An 18,078-nucleotide genomic window follows, 5' to 3' on the forward strand; every position below is an offset into this window, starting at 1 on the left:
AGATTTAGAACAAGAAATCATGAACAATCAACTAGATAAAACTAACATTGGTGCTATATTTGGGACAGGAAGAAGTGGAACAACTTGGCTTGGTTCTATTCTTAATAGTCACCCTGATGTTGTCTATCGATTTGAGCCATTTCATCGATTACAAAAAAACAATCAAGACATAGCTGAGTTAATAAAGATTTTAAAATCCAATCAAATTTCAGAGCAGGACATAATTCATATGTATAAAAGCTTACTTCCTGCTTATCCAGAAATTGATAAACCTCCATTTTTTGAAAAAAATTTTTCTTCCCGATTTCCTATAGGTCGCCCATTATTATATCCTTTGGCTAGAAAAAATAATATTTTAAGGATGCTTTTTAGAGAAATGTACACTCCGACACAGAGTCCATTATTAATTTTTAAAGAGGTGGGATATATTGAGATTCCGAAGAATTTAATCGATAACACTCGGATGCCAATTGTTTATATGGTGCGTCATCCTTGTGCTGTTATATCTTCACTTATAAAAGGTCAAAATCTATTTTTAATGTCAACAGGAAGACTGGGAATTATCAATAATTTACTTAAGGAATATCAACCTAAATTAGCAGAAAAATATGAAGGAAACATAGAAAATATGACAATGGCCGCAAAACAAGCCTTGCTTTGGTATATCGAAGTTGAAGAATCCTTCTTAGCTTGTCAAGATTCCCCCCATGGTCTAGTGGTAATTTACGAAGAATTAGTCGATAATACTTTGGCAGTAGCGGAAAAAGTGTTAGGACATTTTGGATTAGACTTGCACCAAAAAACCATTGATTTTATAGAAAAGAGTACATCTTCTTCCCCGAAACAATCATTGATAAAAGAATTTGGAATGATTAATAAATATTTTACGATATATAGAGACTCAAAACAAGTGCGCGATAAATGGAAAGATAAAATGTCTGAAGAAGACCAAAACACAGTCAGAGAAATTGTTCAGAGTAGCAAATGTTTTCAAAAAGGAGTAAATTTAGGATTATGGAATTAAGCTACTTGTCGATGCTAAAATTTAATTATAAACAAGGCTCAAGGAGCCTAGTAAACAAGTAGACTAGATTAGACATTAACAAGTAAATTCAATAAAATTAATCATGAAAGCACTGATTCTTTCGGGTGGAAAAGGAACTAGATTACGCCCCTTAACCTATACAGGGGCAAAGCAATTAGTTCCTGTTGCTAATAAACCTATTTTGTGGTATGGAATTGAATCAATTGTAGCCGCAGGAATTACGGATATTGGCATTATTATTAGTCCTGAAACTGGCGAAGAAATTGCAGAAAAAACAGGAAATGGGGAGCGATTTGGAGCTAAGATTACCTATATCGTTCAAGATCATCCTTTAGGGTTAGCTCATGCGGTTAAAGTAGCTCAACCCTTTTTAGGAGATTCTCCCTTTATTATGTATTTGGGAGATAACCTAATTCAAGACAGTTTAAATAGCTTTTTAGATGAGTTTAAAAGTAAACACCTTGATGGCTTAATTTTATTACGTTCTGTACCTAATCCGACTGCTTTTGGTGTGGCGAAAGTTGATGAACAAGGACGGGTTTTACAGTTAGTTGAAAAGCCAAAAGTTCCCCCATCAAATTTAGCTTTAGTGGGGGTTTATTTTTTCTCTCCTACCATTCATGATGCCATTGCCTCAATTAAACCCTCAGCGCGGGGAGAATTAGAAATTACTGATGCTATTCAGGAATTAATTGATACTCAAAAAACAGTAGAAGCATTAAAACTAGAGGGATGGTGGTTAGATACAGGGAAAAAAGATGATTTATTAGAAGCAAATCGGATTATCTTAGATAATAAATTAGATATAGTTGTTGAGGCAGAAGTTGACGAGAAAAGTCAAATTAGCGGACGGGTACATATAGAAAAAAGCTCTAAAATAATTAATAGTACGATTCGCGGACCTGTAATTATTGGTCAAAATTGTCACATAGAAAACTGTTTTATTGGCCCTTATACCAGTATTGGTGATAACGCGACTTTAATTGATGCTGATCTTGAACATAGTGTTATTTTAGAAGGCGCAAAAATTGTCGAAATTCATCAACGAATTGTTGACAGTTTGATTGGGCGACGTGCTAAACTAGAAATGGCTCCTCAACGACCGAAAGCATTGCGGTTTATGGTGGGAGATGATTCTCACATTGAGTTAGTTTAATGTATGTCCATATAAGGAGTATTCTGGCAGGTAAATATTGGTGATTAGTATTAAATTAATGGAAAAATTTTGAGTTATGAAACAACAAAAATTTGGCGTAATTACTTTAAGCTACTCTCCTGATTTCGAGCGATGTGAATTGTTGTCATGGAGCATTGAAAAATCTGTAAATTCTGATTATACTCATTATATTATTGTTGACAAAAAAGATTTAACTTTATTTAATAAACTTAAAAAACGAAACACAGAAATTATTGCTGTAGAATCTATTTTACCCTGGTGGATAAAGAAAATACCCGGATTGAAAAATGGATGGATTAGTTTTAAAAGTTTACCAGTTCGTAATTGGATAATTCAACAAATTACTAAAATTGCTGTGTCAGAATATCTTGAGCAAGATGTTTTAGTTTTTATTGATTCTGATGTTGCATTTGTTAGGAAATTTGATTTAAACACCTTTATCAGAGGAGATAAAGTTAGATTATTCAAGCCCGTTAACCAGAGAAAGACAACTGATTCATTTACTTCTTGGTATGAAACCGCTAGCAATATTCTTGGTTTAACTCCCCAAAACTATCCCGATGGTTATATCGGTAATTTAATTACCTGGAAGCGAGAAAATGTGTTAAAAATGCATCAACGAATAGAACAAATCACTAGACGATCATATATTGAAGTTTTATGTAATCAAAGTAAGTTGTCTGAATATGTCTTGTATGGAGTTTTTGTGGATTACATTTTAAAAGAGAAAGCAGAGCATTTTTACGATCAAACCAGTATTTGTCAGGAATACTGGAAAACAGATAATCTAGAAGATGAAGAATTAGGAAAGTTTTTTACCGGACTTCTTCCTAGTCAAGTTTCTGTTATGATATCTGCCAAAGCTAAAATATCAGTCAAACGCTATGAAAAACTGTTAAAATCAGTAGATAAAAATCAATAAGATATTGAATTGATTTAACCCATCTTAGCGGAAACTTGAAAGATGATACCTACTACTTTATCGACTGAGAACACACCTTTGGTTTTACAAATGTCGCCTGCCCTCGACATGACAGACGAACAATTCTTCGCTTTGTGTCAATTAAACCGAGATTATCGCATTGAGCGCAACCCTAAGGGAGAATTAATAATTATGCCCCCTGCAGGATCAGAAACCGGAAATCGTAACTTTAAACTGAGTCAACAACTTGCCAATTGGACTGATGATAATGGCACAGGAATTGGGTTTGATTCATCTACAGGGTTTAAACTGCCTAATGGTGCAGATCGTTCTCCTGATGCAGCTTGGATGACTTTAGAAAAATGGAATTCTATTCCTCAAGAACAGAGAATTAGATTTGCTCCTATTGCTCCTAATTTTGTCGTTGAAATACGTTCCCCTAGTGATCAACTTCAATCACTTCAGGATAAACTTAAAGAATATATCGATAACGGGGTAAAATTAGGTTGGTTAATTGATCGGAAAAATCACCGAGTCTATATTTACCGCCCCCAAATAGAAGTAGAATGTTTAGAAAATCCAACTACTGTGATTGGCGATCCAGTTTTGCCAGGTTTCATCTTACAAATGAATACTATTTGGTGATTAAATGCGTCGATACATAGAATCTATTAGGAGTTTAACCCATGAATGAACCTGTCACCGTTACCTATTCAATAGAGGAAGTTTTAAAGCGTATTGAGGATAAATTAGACAGGATAGACGAGAAGTTTGAGACAAAATTAGATCGGATAGACGAAAAGTTTGAGACAAAATTAGATAGAATTGATGAACGTCTCACCAATTTAGAAGTAGGACAAGCAACCCTAACTGAAAAAGTTAGCAGTATGGACAAGCGATTGGAAAAGGTAGAAAATGAACAATCTACAATGGTTAAGGCAATTTCTGATTTGCAAGGTTTTCGTTCTCTAATTGTTCCGATTGTTGTAGCGGTGGCAACTGCTTTATTGACTTTACTTTTCCGTCTTGTTCCTAATATCTCCTTAAATTAATTAATAAAAATCTAGAATATTTTGAGTGAGCTTATGTTACTTTCTGAAGAAAAAAAAAGTATTTTAATTACGGGTGGTGCAGGATTTATCGGTTCCAACTTTGTTCATCATTGGTGTTACCAATATCCTGATTCTCATGTTATTGTTTTAGATGCCTTAACTTATGCGGGAAATCGTCAAAATATAGCTAGTTTAGAAGACAGAGAAAACTTTAAATTTATTGAAGGAAATATATGCGATCGCCAGTTAATTGATAATCTTTTAAAAGAAGAAAATATCAATATTGTGGCTCATTTTGCGGCAGAATCTCATGTTGATCGCTCTATTATTAGTCCCGATGCTTTTATTCAAACCAATGTCATTGGAACTTTTACCTTATTAGAAAGTTTTCGTCAATATTGGAATAGCAAAGATAAACCCAAAAATTACCGTTTTCTTCATGTGTCTACGGACGAAGTTTATGGCAGTTTAGAAGCCGATGATCCCGCTTTTACAGAAACAACTCCCTATGCTCCTAATAGTCCTTATTCTGCCTCAAAAGCAGGAAGTGATCACCTAGCAAGAGCTTATTATCATACCTATAATGTCCCCACAATTATTACGAATTGTTCTAATAATTATGGACCTTATCACTTCCCTGAAAAATTAATTCCTTTGATGTGTATTAATATTTTATTAGGTAAGCCTTTACCCGTATATGGAGACGGACAAAATATCAGAGATTGGTTATATGTAGGGGATCATTGTTCAGCATTAGAGACAGTAATTAACCAAGGAAAACCAGGAGAAACTTATAATATTGGGGGCAATAATGAGGTTAAAAATATTGATTTAGTGACCATATTATGTGACTTAATGGATGAATTAGCCCCTAATTTACCTGTTAAACCTGCTCAAAAATTAATTACCTTTGTTAAAGATAGGGCAGGCCATGATCGACGTTATGCCATTGATGCCACTAAAATTAAAACAGAATTAGGTTGGATACCTCAAGAAACAGTAGAAGGAGGTTTAAGAAAAACCATTCAATGGTATTTAGATAATCAAGATTGGTGGCAACCCTTATTATCACAAGAATATCAAGAATATTATCAAAAAGTTTATGGATAAAATAGACATCTCCAAGACAATTTCTAGCATCTACACAAAATCTGTCAAAATGAAGGTACATTATAGATACCTACAACCTCTCACTTGCTTATGATTTGGCCTTTTAAACCTAGACCGAGTAAACAAATTGCTAGAATTGAAATTACCGGAGCTATTGGCTCAGAAACTCGTAAAAATGTTCTTCAAGCCCTAAAAACGGTTAAAGAAAAGAAATTTCCGGCTTTATTATTGAGAATTGACTCTCCTGGAGGAACAGTCGGAGATTCTCAAGAAATTTATGAGGCCCTCAAACGTTTACGTCAAGATGTAAAAATTGTCGCCAGTTTTGGTAATATTTCCGCTTCTGGTGGGGTATATATTGGGGTAGGAGCGCAATATATTGTTGCTAACCCTGGAACTATTACTGGAAGTATTGGCGTAATTTTAAGAGGCAATAATCTAGAAGTATTACTTGCTAAAATTGGCGTATCCTTTAAAGTAATTAAATCAGGCCCTTACAAAGATATTCTCTCATTTGATCGAGAATTAACCACCGAAGAACAAACCATTCTTCAAGAAATGATCGATGTGAGTTATCAACAATTTGTCTCTACTGTTGCTCAAGGTCGTAATCTAGAAATAGAAAAAGTCAAAAGTTTTGCTGATGGACGTATTTTTACTGGACAACAGGCCTTAGAATTAGGAGTAGTTGATCGCTTAGGGACAGAAGAAGATGCTCGCCTCTGGGCAGCCGAATTAGCGGGACTTAACCCAGATAAGGCTCAATGTTATACCATTGAAGAACCGAAATCTGTCTGGAATCGTTTTTTTTCCCGTAATAAAACTAAATCAAAGATAGGATCGGCTATAGATTGGCTAGAATTTGAATTAGCGACTAATGGTCAGCCCTTATGGTTGTATCGACCTTAAACATGATGATACAATTAAATATTACGGGTCGGAGGAAGACACAGTGGGTATTTGGAAAGTACGGGGAATTCGCGGAGCAACCACCGCTTCAGATAATACCAAAGAAGCGATCGCACAAGCTGTCACAGAACTATTAGATGCGATCGAGTCCCGTAACCAATTCGATCCCGAAGACATTGTTAGTGTAACATTTACCGCTACTGGCGATCTTGATGCTATCTTTCCGGCCGCGATCGCTCGTCAACGTCCTCAGTGGGATACTGTTCCCTTATTAGATGTACAACAAATGCAGGTTGAAGGCAGTTTAAAACGCTGTATTCGAGTGTTAATTCATCTTAATACCCCCTTACCTCAAAAAGAGATTTATCACTCTTATTTACGAGATGCTTGTCATCTTAGACCTGATTGGAGTTTAACTCATGCTTCTTCTTCTGTGTCATGAAATTCTCTTAATACTGAAAAAGCTCGTTCTGAGTTAATTGTAACTCCTATTTTAGTAGAATTAAGAAAGCAGTTTAATTATCAAATTAGTTTTTTTTCAGGAAAAGAATTTAATATAGATTCAGAAAAAGGTTTGAATGGATTTTGTGATTTTCTAATTAGTCGCTCTCCTGAACAACTATTAATTAAAACTCCTGTTGTTGCCTTAGTTGAAGCCAAAAATGATAATATTCAAAATGGACTACCTCAATGTATGGCTGAAATGATTGCTGCTCACATATTTAATGAAAGAAAAAATAATCATATTTTTCAAATCTATGGAGTAGTTACAACTGGAACTAATTGGAAGTTTTTACGATTGATTGATAAAATTATAGAAGTTGATTTGAACGATTATTTTATTGATAATATCAGCCAAATAGTCGGCATTTTAAAGTATTTAATCAATTCAACAGATGAACAAAAAACAATAGCAAATTATAGTGTACCTGATTAAACTCTAAAATTTGATAATTCATAATTCATAATTCATAATTCATAATTCATAATTCATAATTCATAATTCATAATGTCTCGTCCTTCTAAACTTAAATATGATCGTGGTACTTTAATTGTTCATCCTCCCCCAAAAGGTAAAGAGTGGATGGAGTTTGCTACTTGGGATGATCGCATTGAAAAGTTTCGTGTTCCTGCTATTTATTATCGTCCTCTAATTGAAACTTTACAAGCTCATAATATTAGTTTTATTGACGAAGCAAAAGAGTTTATTCCCCTAGACTTAACTCCTAGTTTTGAACGAGAACCCTATCCCCATCAACAAGAAGCTTTACTCGCATGGAAACAAGCAGGACGCAAAGGAGTAGTCGTATTACCAACTGCAGCAGGGAAAACCTATTTAGCACAGTTAGCAATGGTTTCTACCCCTCGTACCACCTTAATTGTAGTGCCTACCTTAGATTTGATGCACCAATGGTATGCTCAAATGATGGCGGCCTTTCCTGATATAGAAGTAGGATTATTAGGAGGAGGATCACGTGATCGCACACCTATTTTAATTGCTACTTATAATAGTGGGGCTATTCACGCCGAAACTTTGGGAAATCAGTATGCTTTGCTCATTTTCGATGAATGTCATCATCTACCGACCGATTTCTTCCGAGTTATTGCAGAATACGCCATCGCACCCTATCGTTTGGGTTTGACAGCGACACCAGAACGCACCGATGGTTCCCATCGAGAGTTAGATAGTCTCATTGGTTCGGTAGTTTATCGTAAGGGAGTTAAGGAACTTTCAGGTAATACTTTAGCCCAACATAAAATTGTCGAAATTAAAGTTAAGTTATCACAAACCGAACGAAAACGTTATGATAATGCTATGGCAATTCGTAATGATTTTTTACGGAAATCTAATATTTCTTTAGGGAGTTTAAACGGATGGCAATTATTTGTCAAAGCAAGTGCTAAAAATCCGGCCGGAAGACGGGCAATGTTAGCTCATCGAGAAGCAAAAGAAATAGCGGCTGGAACCGATGGAAAATTGCGAGTTTTGACTGAATTAATTTGTGAACATGATGCCGATTCTATTTTAATTTTTACCAACGATAATGCCACTGTTTACCGTATTTCTCAAGACTTTCTAATTCCAGCCATTACTCATCAAACCCCGATTAAAGAACGCCATGAGGTTTTAACTAATTTTCGAGAAGGTATTTATAAAGCTTTAGTTACCTCTCATGTTTTAAATGAGGGAGTAGATGTTCCTGAAGTTAAGATAGCTATTATTTTATCAGGAACAGGTTCTACTAGGGAATATGTGCAAAGATTGGGGCGGATTTTACGCAAAGGAGAAAGCAAAAATAAGTTAGCCATTTTATATGAAATTGTCGCAGAAAATACCAGTGAAGAAAGAACTTCAGAACGACGCAGGGGAGAAAATCAATCTATTGAAAAAGAGACAAATCAGCCTCAACAATTAGAATTACTTCCTTCGGCTTCTCCCTATGAAATTAAGTCCCAGAAATCATTAAAAGCGGCGGAATCATCTGTTGATCAATGGGGAGATCTAGAGGAAGATGAATGATTTATAGTATTGATGTTTTTTTGCATCTCACAGGCCTGAGTTCAAAATAAGGTAATTTGTGGAAAACTCGCCACAAGCAGGAGTCTGGCAACCCTTATTCTCTCGTTGAAAAAATTATCCACGACGAACTCCGAACTTCTAACACCGAACTCAGGTCTAGTTAAAATGAAAATCTCTAATAAAGTAAAAATGTTAGTAGACACGCTACAATTCATCTAATCATTGATAAAGGAAATGATACTTATGCTGAAATCTCTTGTGGTGGGGGGAATTATTGGGGTTATTGGACTATCATTACCAATGGTAAGCCATAGTCAAACCATTGTACCTCAACAATCCATTGTCAACGCTACTCAACCGGAACTTAGTGCTTTAGAACTGCGACAATATGCACAAGCAGTAAAACAACTACAAATTGTTGAGAAAAAAACTCAAGAACTGATGGCCAAAGCGATCGCTTCTGAAGATCTTAGTCCTCAACGGTTTATGGAAATTGGCCAAACTCGCACTAGAATTGGAGAATCATCAGATAAATCTGCTTCTCCAGAAGAAATCGAAAAGTTTAAAAAAGCCCTAGTTAAAGTTAATAATGTGTTGGAAGTCTCTCAGTCTAAACAAGAACGAGTGATTAAAGGCCAGGGATTAGAAATCAATCGTTTTAATCAGATAAGTAAAATAATTGAACAAGATCGTAATTTAAAACAAAAATATGAGCAAATGATCACTAACTAACGAGTCATTGAGGAAAGCAACCAATTTTAGGATCTAGAGAAGTTGTCTTGTCATTAAACAGCCAGCTTTACTGGCCTAAACTCTAAAATAAAGGTTATAGTTAACTCAGATTTACCCTATCTGATATGATTTCTAGCTTTCCTCAATCTCCTTCGGTTAATTTATCTCAAATTCGCCTAGAAATTCGCGCCCTACAATCTCGTTTAGTGGCATGGCGTAGACAACTTCATCAACAACCAGAATTAGGCTTTCAAGAACATAAAACCGCCGCTTTTATCGCCCAAGAATTACAACAAATGGGCATTGATTATCAGACAGGTATTGCCAAAACTGGAATTGTCGCTACTATTAAAAGTCCTTTTCCTGGCCCCGTTTTAGCCATTCGCGCTGATATAGATGCTTTGCCTATTCAAGAAGAAAATGAGGTTACTTATCGTTCTCAACATGATGGTATTATGCACGCTTGTGGCCATGATGGTCATACCGCGATCGCATTAGGAACCGCTTATTATCTTTGGCATCATCGCACTAATTTTAAAGGAACTATTAAGATTTTGTTTCAACCGGCCGAAGAAAGTCCGGGAGGGGCTAAACCCATGATAGCTGAAGGTGTTCTCAAAAATCCTGATGTAGATGCCATTATTGGGTTACATCTATGGAATGTGCTTCCTTTGGGGACGGTAGGGGTACGCAGTGGGGCAATAATGGCTGCTGTGGAGTGTTTTGAGCTTAATTTGTTCGGAAAAGGAGGCCATGGGGCTATGCCTCATCAAACGGTAGATTCTGTGGTTTTAAGCGCGCAAATTATTAATGCTTTACAAACTATTGTTTCTCGTAATATTAACCCCATAGATTCAGCAGTAGTAACCATAGGAAAACTGCAAGCAGGAACGGCTTTAAATGTAATTGCTGATAAGGCGTTTATGAGTGGAACTGTACGTTATTTTAAGCCTGAATTAGAGGGTTATTTTGGAAAAAGAATTGAGGAAATTGTGGCGGGTATTTGTCAAGGTTATGGGGCTAAATATGAGTTAGATTATTGGCATTTATATCCTCCTGTTATTAATGAGGAAAAAATGGCAAATTTAGTCCATTCTGTTGCTTTAGATGTGGTAGAAACTCCGGTGGGAATTGTTCCGAATTGTCAAAATATGGGGGGAGAAGATATGTCATTTTTCTTGCAAGAAGTCCCTGGTTGTTATTTCTTTTTGGGATCAGCTAATGTTGATAAAGGCTTAGCTTATCCTCATCATCATCCTCGTTTTGATTTTGATGAAACTGTGTTATCTATGGGGGTTGAAATGTTTATCCGTTGTGTTGAAAAGTTTTGTTGTTAAAGGTTATTTAAACTGATTAACTTAACAAGTATCTCCAGGCTAAAGCCTTATACTATAAGAACGAAGGCTGTCTACACAGCCTGATAAAAGACTGCGAAGGCAGGCTTTGTTTATATAGCCTAACCCTTCAGGGTTTGACTATATTATTTTTAATTATTACTTACTTGGGCTGACATTTTCCTGCCCTAATTAATCCCACTCGTTTAGCGATCGCCTCTTCTTGTGAATTAAATGGCCCCCATTTTAGTTCAGATTCAAAGACATTATTATCTTCTCCCAAAATAATCTGACAATAACCTTCTTTCCCTTTAATAATATACCATTTTTGTGGCTCATTCATACATTTTTTGTGTCTTATTTAATTATTTTAACATATTGTTAAATCAGATATAATTGTGGAACGGGCATCTTGCCCGTCACAGGCTATAAGCCTGTGCCACAAGTATTTATTTTTCAAATTAAACACTATATTTAATCATTTTAACATGAGTAATCCCTGCTTCTTCAAAGCGATCGCCAATGGTTTCAAATCCTAATTTTTTGTATAATTCCTGAATATATTTTTGAGCATTAACAATAACTTTTGGACAATTACTATCTTTAATTAAGCTGAGAGATACTTTCATTAATTCGGTAGCAATTCCTTGTCCTCTACCATGAGGTAATACAGCAACCCGTTCAATTTTAGCAGTAGTTTGATCAAGAAATCTAATCCTAGTTGTTCCGACAGGTTGATTATCTAAATAAGCTAAAAGATGTTGACAGGTTTCATCATATCCATCAAATTCTAAATCAGGATTAATTCCTTGTTCTTCTTGAAATACAATTTGACGAATCATTTTTATGGATTCTATTTCTTGAATATAATTAACTTGTTTTATGGTTAATTTTAGCATAATTCATATTAATATTTATCTTCTGTTATTTTAGGCTTATCAGCCAAGGATATGTAGTTATAATAATCTATTATATAGCATTATAGAATGTAGGTAGTCTTCAATACATCACCATGACTTTATCAAAAAAACCGACAGAACTATCCTTAGCTGAAGACTTAGGAGAGTTAATCAAGGACTTACCAGAGCATCAACATGGTAAACTAATAGAAAGAGCCTTAGCTGTCTTATTGCGAATTGCGGACGAAGAAATTGACCGTTTAGACTGGAAAATCCTAACAACTGCCCTAGAAGACTTAGAAAAAGGGTTTCAGGTATTTTATCCCTATCGTCATACTCGTAAAGTTACCATTTTTGGTTCTGCTCGTCTATCCCCCCAAAGTTCAGAATATCGCTTAGCTGTCGAATTTGCTCGTTATATCACACAATTTGGCTTTATGGTACTAACGGGGGCCGGGGGTGGTATCATGCAAGCAGGGAATGAAGGAGCAGGGAGAGAACATTCTTTTGGGTTAAATATTGAGTTACCTTTTGAACAAGGAACTAACCCTTTTATTGCAGGGGATGATAAATTAATTAGATTCAAATACTTCTTTACCCGTAAACTTTTCTTTTTAAGAGAAAGTGATGCAGTTGCTTTATTTCCTGGAGGTTTTGGCACTCAAGATGAAGCATTTGAAACATTAACTTTATGTCAAACAGGGAAATATGGCCCCTCTCCGTTAGTATTAATAGATGAACCTGGGGGAAACTATTGGAAAGCTTGGAATGAGTACAATTATAACAATTTATTAGCGCGGGGTTTAATTAGTGCAGAAGATTCTAGTCTTTATACAATAACTGATAGTTTAGCTACTGCTTGTAATGTGATTCGTCAATTTTATTGTGTTTATCATTCTATTCGTTATGTGGAAGATTTATTAGTTATGCGTCTTAACTCACAATTAACAGACGCACAAGTAGAACAACTTAATGAAGAATATTCTGATATTTTAGTTAAAGGAAAAATAGAAAAAAGTCAAGTATTACCAACAGAAATTAAAGATGAAACAGCTAGTCTTCCCCGTTTAAGATTGTACTTCAATCAAAGAAATTTAGGAAGATTATATCAAATGATTAATCAGATTAATAAATTTGGGACTTGTTTACCTATTGAACCTCATCCCGAATGGAAATAATACCATTATTTTTGAAATTGTTCTAATAACCATAAGCCAACTTTACTATGGTTCGTTTGGCGAGTTTTTCTGATAGCTTCTTCTAATAAAGCAATTTCTAATTTGGGTAAAACTTGAGACTCTCTAATTCGATGACTTCCTTCATTTTCTATGGCAAAAGCAATAATTTCTAATTTATTAACATCAATAATCCAATATTCTTTGACTTGTAAATCTTCATATAAATTTTTTTTTTCTCCTTTATCATCAGCTAAAGAACTATTAGCAATTTCAACAACTAAAGTAGGAGGTGAAAACTCATCAAGACTAATAATTGAGGTTCCATAGGGAACAGCATCTACTGTGTCTTCAATATAGTAAGATAAATCGGGTTGAGCATCTTGATAACCCGTTTTACGATAAGTACAGTTATCTTTTCCATTCAAATTAATCCCTTTAACAACAGCATAAAGATTAATTGCATAGGTGATAATATTATGATCACTTGCATGGTCATTTCCTAAAGGGGACATTTCAATTCTAAATTTTCCCTTGTTGTAGTAAAATTTTGCTTTTTGATAGTCTGAGTTTTCGGTTATTTGGATATATTCACTCCAAGTAGCATTTATCCAACTATCAGTCTTGATTTTAGCTTGTAGGTTACTCATTGGTTAAGTCTTAAAATATCAGTATTAACCTGATTGTCTTTGATATTTACCTTCCATAATAGCAGTTGTCCATCAGCCCCACCACTCACAATTTTTATGTTATTCCCAGAAACATTAATTGCTAGAGACAAAACTTTTTTCTCATGTTTCAGGTTAGGATTTTTATTATTAGTCATTAAGTCAAGTTTTTTTTTTGTAATTACATCCCATAATTGTACATTTCCTGTTTCATCACCAGTAACAACATATTTTCCCTCAGAACTAATGGTAACTGATGTGATCGAACTTTTATTCTCAATGATATTTTTAGTATTATTTTCAGTATTTTGGACTAACATTTTTCCAGCAGAATCCGTTGTTACAAAATACTGAGCATTAGGACTAATAGAAGCTAAAAAAAAACTATTGGAATTTGGGTAAATTTGCCCAATAAAAAATTGAATTATATTTCCAAAAAATAATAAACAAATTATCCCAATACCACCTAATGAAATTATTAATGGTACTATATATTTTTGATATGTTGTTCCACGTTCTTGATGGCTTGTAAAATTTTTTTGAAGTTGACTAGGTGCATCATATGGTGTCAAATTTTCTTTCTCAATAAGATTAGATAATCCTCGCCAAACTCCTTCATTTTTAAGGACATCTTCTGTTTTAATTCCAGTGACAACTACTAATGCTTGAAAACTATCCGTTTCTTTAGGTAAACGATTATCTTTAACTTCACGAGCAATAATATTCCTATTATTCTCGGTATTTTTGCCAATCATTTCTATTGATGTTCCACCATCACTATTCCCGATGTTAGATGGTGTTTCAATAAGATTCTGTATTTTATGATAATCAACTTTAAATCCTTGTTTTTCTTCTACTGTAATAGCATCGTCAATTTTACTTTCTAATTGCTCTTTTAATGCAAACACAGCCAGTCCTCTTATTTTTCTCTCATTTTCCTCACTATCTTCAGTAATAAACGCAATAGAATTACGTATGACACGACCCATATAATCTTTACGTTGACTTGCTTTCATTCCGGTAACTAGCAAAATTAATTCATCATTTTCGCGCCCTATAAAAATTGAATATGCTGGAGTTTGAAGCAAACTTTTAGCCTTATTGAGAAATTCTGGTTCGTCTACCTTTTCCTGGGACTTACTTGTATTTGTTTGCCAAAAGTAATCTTGCTCTTGGGAACGACCAGCACTTTGTACATATATTTTCATAGTTGACTCCTATTTATTTATTTATCCATAAAAAGTTTGTCTTTACCCTGTACAATATCAAAACCGCCAGATGTTTTACATTTAATAGCCGACTTTCTAGCAGATTCTAAAAGGTATTTATCTAAATTGAAAAGCTGACGAATAAAGTTAAACTTTCCCCATTTTTTTCCGTGATGAAGTTGGAGGAGGAAACTTAATAAATAGCGCAACGGTTGATCACTATCCTTTGGAGTATATCCAGCATCATGACTCATTTTGCGAAAATAAAAATGGGGTTGTACTTTTCCATCTATTGTCTCCGGTTTAATACTACTAAAAAATACAGTTCCTACAGTTTGCACAGGTGTAATTACACAGGCGATCTTAGTAAGTAATTTTTCACTTTTGAAGAAATTAAAAAGTTGCTCATATTCAGACTTAATGCACCTAAGTAACTTTTTAGCATCCTCGTCATTTTGCAAATATTTCTCACAACGAATAGGAACAAAAATAACCAGTTTAGGTTCTTGTAAATTACCATAACTTCTTTGAAAAAAATTACAAATCTGCTTAGGTCTATTCATCAAATCATTCCATTTCCCTCCAGCTTCCATAAGTGCAGGAGCATCAATTGCAATTAGAACAGCAACACATTCTTCCATGGCGTTCTCAACGAATTTTGGATTATTGTTGATATAACCACCAGGAAAGTCTTGAAATACGAGTTTCATAGAGGGTTTAGCACCTACTTTTCCGAGATCAAAGTAGAAAGATCGAGGATTTTCATCTCCTTCCAATCCTCCCGTTGCTTCAAAATCATCAAGCAAAGCTTTTAGCTGTCCTACACGTTCTTGTAGGAGTGCGGAACTTTCAGGATCAGGAGTCAATTGCAAATTCGTGTCCTTAAATGTCTCATCGAACTGCTCATACATAGCAGTTAAAATACTGGTTTTACCAACCCCTCTGTGTCCTAACATTGTCACTTTAAATTCTTCTGTCATTATCTCTCCTGGCTATGTTAATTAATAAATTGAATGAAGTCTTGTTGATTTGCTTTTGTCGCCTCTTGTACTGCCTCTAGCCACTCTTGACGGAGTCGGGAACGTTCTCCCAATAATTCAAATTCTTTGGGCCAAATATAAGCACGTTCTTTATAAAGAAAATTTTGCCATTCACGCTTAACATTTTCAGCACGAAGTACACGATCAAGAAATTCCTCTACGATGGCAAAACCAGCTTGGGAAGGTTCACAAAGAAAATCTTCTAAAGCTGTCTCACATTGAAAAACAGCTTCTTGATGAAGCACTTTAAGATTGCTCATGATTTCCTTTGCATTGGGAGACTGTTTTGATAGATTAAGATTCGTTTTATCAGGAGTTAAACCATTCAGACATTGACGAATTCGATGTTGAATAGTCCCCCGATAAGAAAGTTCAAATTCAGATAGGATGTTGAATCCGAATCTTAGTTGATCTTCATCAGTTAGTCGTTTAGCGATCGCCGACAAAAAATTAACTCCTTGTGCTTCTGTGATTCCTCCTAAATTTACCTTGTTAATTAATACATCTACTACTTGACTTTTGACCCGATCTAAAGATTGTTTTAAGCCATTATCCAGAGAGAGAAAATGCTGGGAGAGATGAGCGCGAATTTCATTTAAGTAATCACTATAGGCACTATTATAACTCCCTTTATTGTTACGTCTTGTTTCAATTTCTTCTAAAGATGAAGGAATTTTTGTATCTTCCTCGCAAGTTTTAAGTGCCTTATTTACGGATTTTTTAAAGTCTTGATCCTGATCATTAATTTGTTGACTCAGTTGTGTAAGTAAGTTTTCTAGACCATTTGTTAAATCATCCCAAAATTTATCAAATAAGAGCAGAAATTCAGACATATCTGTTGAAGAGTTTCCTTTTCCTAAAGCATTTTGAGATTTTTCTAATTCAGCAATTACCGATGTTTGGAGTTGTTTGAGGCGATCCTGACAAGCAGAGGCATATTGCCGATCTAAGTCAGTAATATTGTTAGTTAAATAGTTAAGAATAGGGTCTAAAACTTGATTATTAGCTTCTTGAGAATCAGCACAATTAGCAATTACACAGTCGACAACCTTGATATATTTATTGGTAATGTCACCTTTTAAACTTTCGCATTGTGTTAAGTTATTTTCATCATTCAGTTTATTGAGAACCATAAAAGACCATAATTCTACGGGCAGATCATTTAAAGCACTATAAGCGGTATCATAAAGTTGCACATCAACGTCACCCCAGAAGTCTCCGAAAGCTTTTGGCATACGAACAAATAAGACTACATCAATATCTTCCCCAATAGTTTTTACCATTCTTTTCTCATCACCAATACCCGTATCTCCTAATCCTGGCATATCAACTAAGGCAATTTTTCCTACATCATCTTTAGGGAAATTGCAAGTAATTTTAACTTCTCGAACGGCTAAATAATTAAAATAAATACGTTCTCCTTTTTCGTTATCTTGTGCTACATATTCTCTAATTTCTTCTTTAGTAATTTGTCGTGGTGAAGGTGATTTTAACAGAGAACGATATTGATCTACCTGCTTATAATATTGCCGTAGATGTTCATATTTAGCATTGACTTCTGCTCCTTTGGTATCATTGGGTAAGGAAGGTAGTTCTTGGCTGGCAAAATTATCAATATTAATTGGTTTAATTCCTAATTTTAACTCTTCATAATAAGGGGAAATCACCTCATCAATAAAAGAACGTTCTGTATAGAAAAAAACCTCACCATAGATGGACATATTAGGGTTATGATGAATTGTGCTGCGAACCCCTGTACAATGTTGACCACTACCATCAGGAATTTCTGCTTTACTCAATCCTGTTAAACTTTGCAATAAACGACTTTTACCCTGTCTTGCACGTCCAATAACACCAATATTTAAAGTATCTCTTGAAAACCTTCTTTTGAGCTTATTAAGTGCTTGTAATTCCGAGGCAATATCTTGCTGAATCTTAGAAAAATCAATCTCTTTTAAACGTCCAATTATGTTGGGTTCATCAACTTTATTCAGTAAGCTTTGACGATGCTCTTCAAGATGGCTAAGTCTATAGGCAATTCTATTTAAATTCACCTCCGTTTTTTCGATGTTTTTAGTCAAAGGTTGACGCTTATTAATAATTTGGGTAATTTGAGAAGTTCTACTCATAAATTTTAGTTATAAATTTATTATTAGTCTAAATGTAGTATTACTCCTAAGAATTTATTGGTAAAATTTACAATTATTTTACTTTTTAAGAAGGGATTAATAGTATTATTCCCCTACAAGATGCTCCGAAATTTTGGTATCATTCATCACTTTTTTC

The 18,078-nt window shown here is 34.7% G+C and carries 19 protein-coding genes; 13 read left to right on the plus strand and 6 right to left on the minus strand.

The genetic code is table 11. The features are described from left to right. Positions 1 to 19 precede the first annotated feature (19 nt). The 12 genes from AsFPU1_RS14675 (at position 20) to AsFPU1_RS14730 (ending at position 10,805) form a co-directional block, all read left to right on the plus strand. Positions 20 to 1,024: a sulfotransferase domain-containing protein gene (locus AsFPU1_RS14675; protein ID WP_125061129.1), complete on the plus strand. Its 1,005-nt coding sequence runs from the start codon at positions 20 to 22 to the stop codon at positions 1,022 to 1,024. 103 nt (positions 1,025 to 1,127) lie between these two features. Beyond that, complete coding sequence (locus AsFPU1_RS14680; RefSeq protein ID WP_124975538.1) at positions 1,128 to 2,201, plus strand: glucose-1-phosphate thymidylyltransferase; 1,074 nt, start codon at positions 1,128 to 1,130, stop codon at positions 2,199 to 2,201. A 76-nt stretch (positions 2,202 to 2,277) separates the two neighbouring features. Beyond that, positions 2,278 to 3,144 carry a DUF6492 family protein gene (locus AsFPU1_RS14685; RefSeq protein WP_124975540.1) on the plus strand — a complete coding sequence of 289 codons (867 nt, stop codon included), beginning with the start codon at positions 2,278 to 2,280 and terminating at the stop codon, positions 3,142 to 3,144. A 42-nt stretch (positions 3,145 to 3,186) separates the two neighbouring features. Beyond that, on the plus strand, positions 3,187 to 3,789 hold the full coding sequence (locus tag AsFPU1_RS14690; protein ID WP_172957516.1) for a Uma2 family endonuclease: 603 nt from the start codon (positions 3,187 to 3,189) through the stop codon (positions 3,787 to 3,789). A 41-nt stretch (positions 3,790 to 3,830) separates the two neighbouring features. After that, positions 3,831 to 4,196: a shikimate dehydrogenase gene (locus tag AsFPU1_RS14695; protein WP_124975542.1), complete on the plus strand. Its 366-nt coding sequence runs from the start codon at positions 3,831 to 3,833 to the stop codon at positions 4,194 to 4,196. 33 nt (positions 4,197 to 4,229) lie between these two features. Beyond that, a complete protein-coding gene (gene rfbB, locus AsFPU1_RS14700; protein WP_124975544.1) occupies positions 4,230 to 5,306 on the plus strand; it encodes a dTDP-glucose 4,6-dehydratase in 1,077 nt (358 codons plus the stop codon). A 90-nt stretch (positions 5,307 to 5,396) separates the two neighbouring features. Next, positions 5,397 to 6,215: a signal peptide peptidase SppA gene (gene sppA / locus AsFPU1_RS14705; RefSeq protein WP_124975546.1), complete on the plus strand. Its 819-nt coding sequence runs from the start codon at positions 5,397 to 5,399 to the stop codon at positions 6,213 to 6,215. Next, a complete protein-coding gene (aroH, locus tag AsFPU1_RS14710; protein WP_124975548.1) occupies positions 6,184 to 6,657 on the plus strand; it encodes a chorismate mutase in 474 nt (157 codons plus the stop codon). Before sppA ends, aroH begins: the two co-directional genes overlap by 32 nt. 132 nt (positions 6,658 to 6,789) lie before the next feature. Continuing rightward, positions 6,790 to 7,152: a hypothetical protein gene (locus tag AsFPU1_RS14715; RefSeq protein WP_174715384.1), complete on the plus strand. Its 363-nt coding sequence runs from the start codon at positions 6,790 to 6,792 to the stop codon at positions 7,150 to 7,152. A gap of 72 nt (positions 7,153 to 7,224) precedes the next feature. Next, on the plus strand, positions 7,225 to 8,736 hold the full coding sequence (locus AsFPU1_RS14720; protein WP_124975550.1) for a DEAD/DEAH box helicase family protein: 1,512 nt from the start codon (positions 7,225 to 7,227) through the stop codon (positions 8,734 to 8,736). A 243-nt stretch (positions 8,737 to 8,979) separates the two neighbouring features. Continuing rightward, positions 8,980 to 9,468 (plus strand): DUF4168 domain-containing protein, encoded by a 489-nt coding sequence (locus tag AsFPU1_RS14725; protein ID WP_172957517.1) that lies wholly within the window; start codon positions 8,980 to 8,982, stop codon positions 9,466 to 9,468. A gap of 125 nt (positions 9,469 to 9,593) precedes the next feature. Continuing rightward, a complete protein-coding gene (locus tag AsFPU1_RS14730; RefSeq protein ID WP_124975554.1) occupies positions 9,594 to 10,805 on the plus strand; it encodes a M20 metallopeptidase family protein in 1,212 nt (403 codons plus the stop codon). A 160-nt stretch (positions 10,806 to 10,965) separates the two neighbouring features. On the opposite strand, the gene AsFPU1_RS14735 is transcribed toward AsFPU1_RS14730, so the two are convergent. Together AsFPU1_RS14735 and AsFPU1_RS14740 are read right to left on the minus strand one after the other, a co-directional pair. Next, on the minus strand, positions 10,966 to 11,145 hold the full coding sequence (locus tag AsFPU1_RS14735) for a hypothetical protein (RefSeq protein ID WP_124975556.1): 180 nt from the start codon (positions 11,143 to 11,145) through the stop codon (positions 10,966 to 10,968). 118 nt (positions 11,146 to 11,263) lie between these two features. Continuing rightward, on the minus strand, positions 11,264 to 11,701 hold the full coding sequence (locus tag AsFPU1_RS14740) for a GNAT family N-acetyltransferase (RefSeq protein WP_124975558.1): 438 nt from the start codon (positions 11,699 to 11,701) through the stop codon (positions 11,264 to 11,266). Between the two features lie 113 nt (positions 11,702 to 11,814). Between AsFPU1_RS14740 and AsFPU1_RS14745 the strand changes: the two genes are divergently transcribed. Then, a complete protein-coding gene (locus AsFPU1_RS14745; protein WP_124975560.1) occupies positions 11,815 to 12,879 on the plus strand; it encodes an LOG family protein in 1,065 nt (354 codons plus the stop codon). Between the two features lie 5 nt (positions 12,880 to 12,884). Here AsFPU1_RS14745 and AsFPU1_RS14750 read toward each other — a convergent pair whose 3' ends face one another. Genes AsFPU1_RS14750 through AsFPU1_RS14765 form a run of 4 tightly spaced genes read right to left on the minus strand, consistent with a single transcriptional unit; the run spans position 12,885 to position 17,921 of the window. Then, on the minus strand, positions 12,885 to 13,526 hold the full coding sequence (locus AsFPU1_RS14750; RefSeq protein ID WP_124975562.1) for a Uma2 family endonuclease: 642 nt from the start codon (positions 13,524 to 13,526) through the stop codon (positions 12,885 to 12,887). Next, positions 13,523 to 14,752, minus strand: a complete 1,230-nt coding sequence (locus AsFPU1_RS14755; RefSeq protein WP_124975564.1) for a hypothetical protein — start codon at positions 14,750 to 14,752, stop codon at positions 13,523 to 13,525. Before AsFPU1_RS14755 ends, AsFPU1_RS14750 begins: the two co-directional genes overlap by 4 nt. 17 nt (positions 14,753 to 14,769) lie before the next feature. Continuing rightward, on the minus strand, positions 14,770 to 15,732 hold the full coding sequence (locus tag AsFPU1_RS14760; protein WP_124975566.1) for a hypothetical protein: 963 nt from the start codon (positions 15,730 to 15,732) through the stop codon (positions 14,770 to 14,772). 17 nt (positions 15,733 to 15,749) lie between these two features. Then, positions 15,750 to 17,921 carry a hypothetical protein gene (locus AsFPU1_RS14765; protein WP_124977124.1) on the minus strand — a complete coding sequence of 724 codons (2,172 nt, stop codon included), beginning with the start codon at positions 17,919 to 17,921 and terminating at the stop codon, positions 15,750 to 15,752. Between the last annotated feature and the right edge of the window lie 157 nt (positions 17,922 to 18,078).

Origin of the sequence: Aphanothece sacrum FPU1 (assembly GCF_003864295.1) — a bacterium.
In the GTDB taxonomy this organism is placed as follows: domain Bacteria; phylum Cyanobacteriota; class Cyanobacteriia; order Cyanobacteriales; family Microcystaceae; genus Aphanothece_B; species Aphanothece_B sacrum.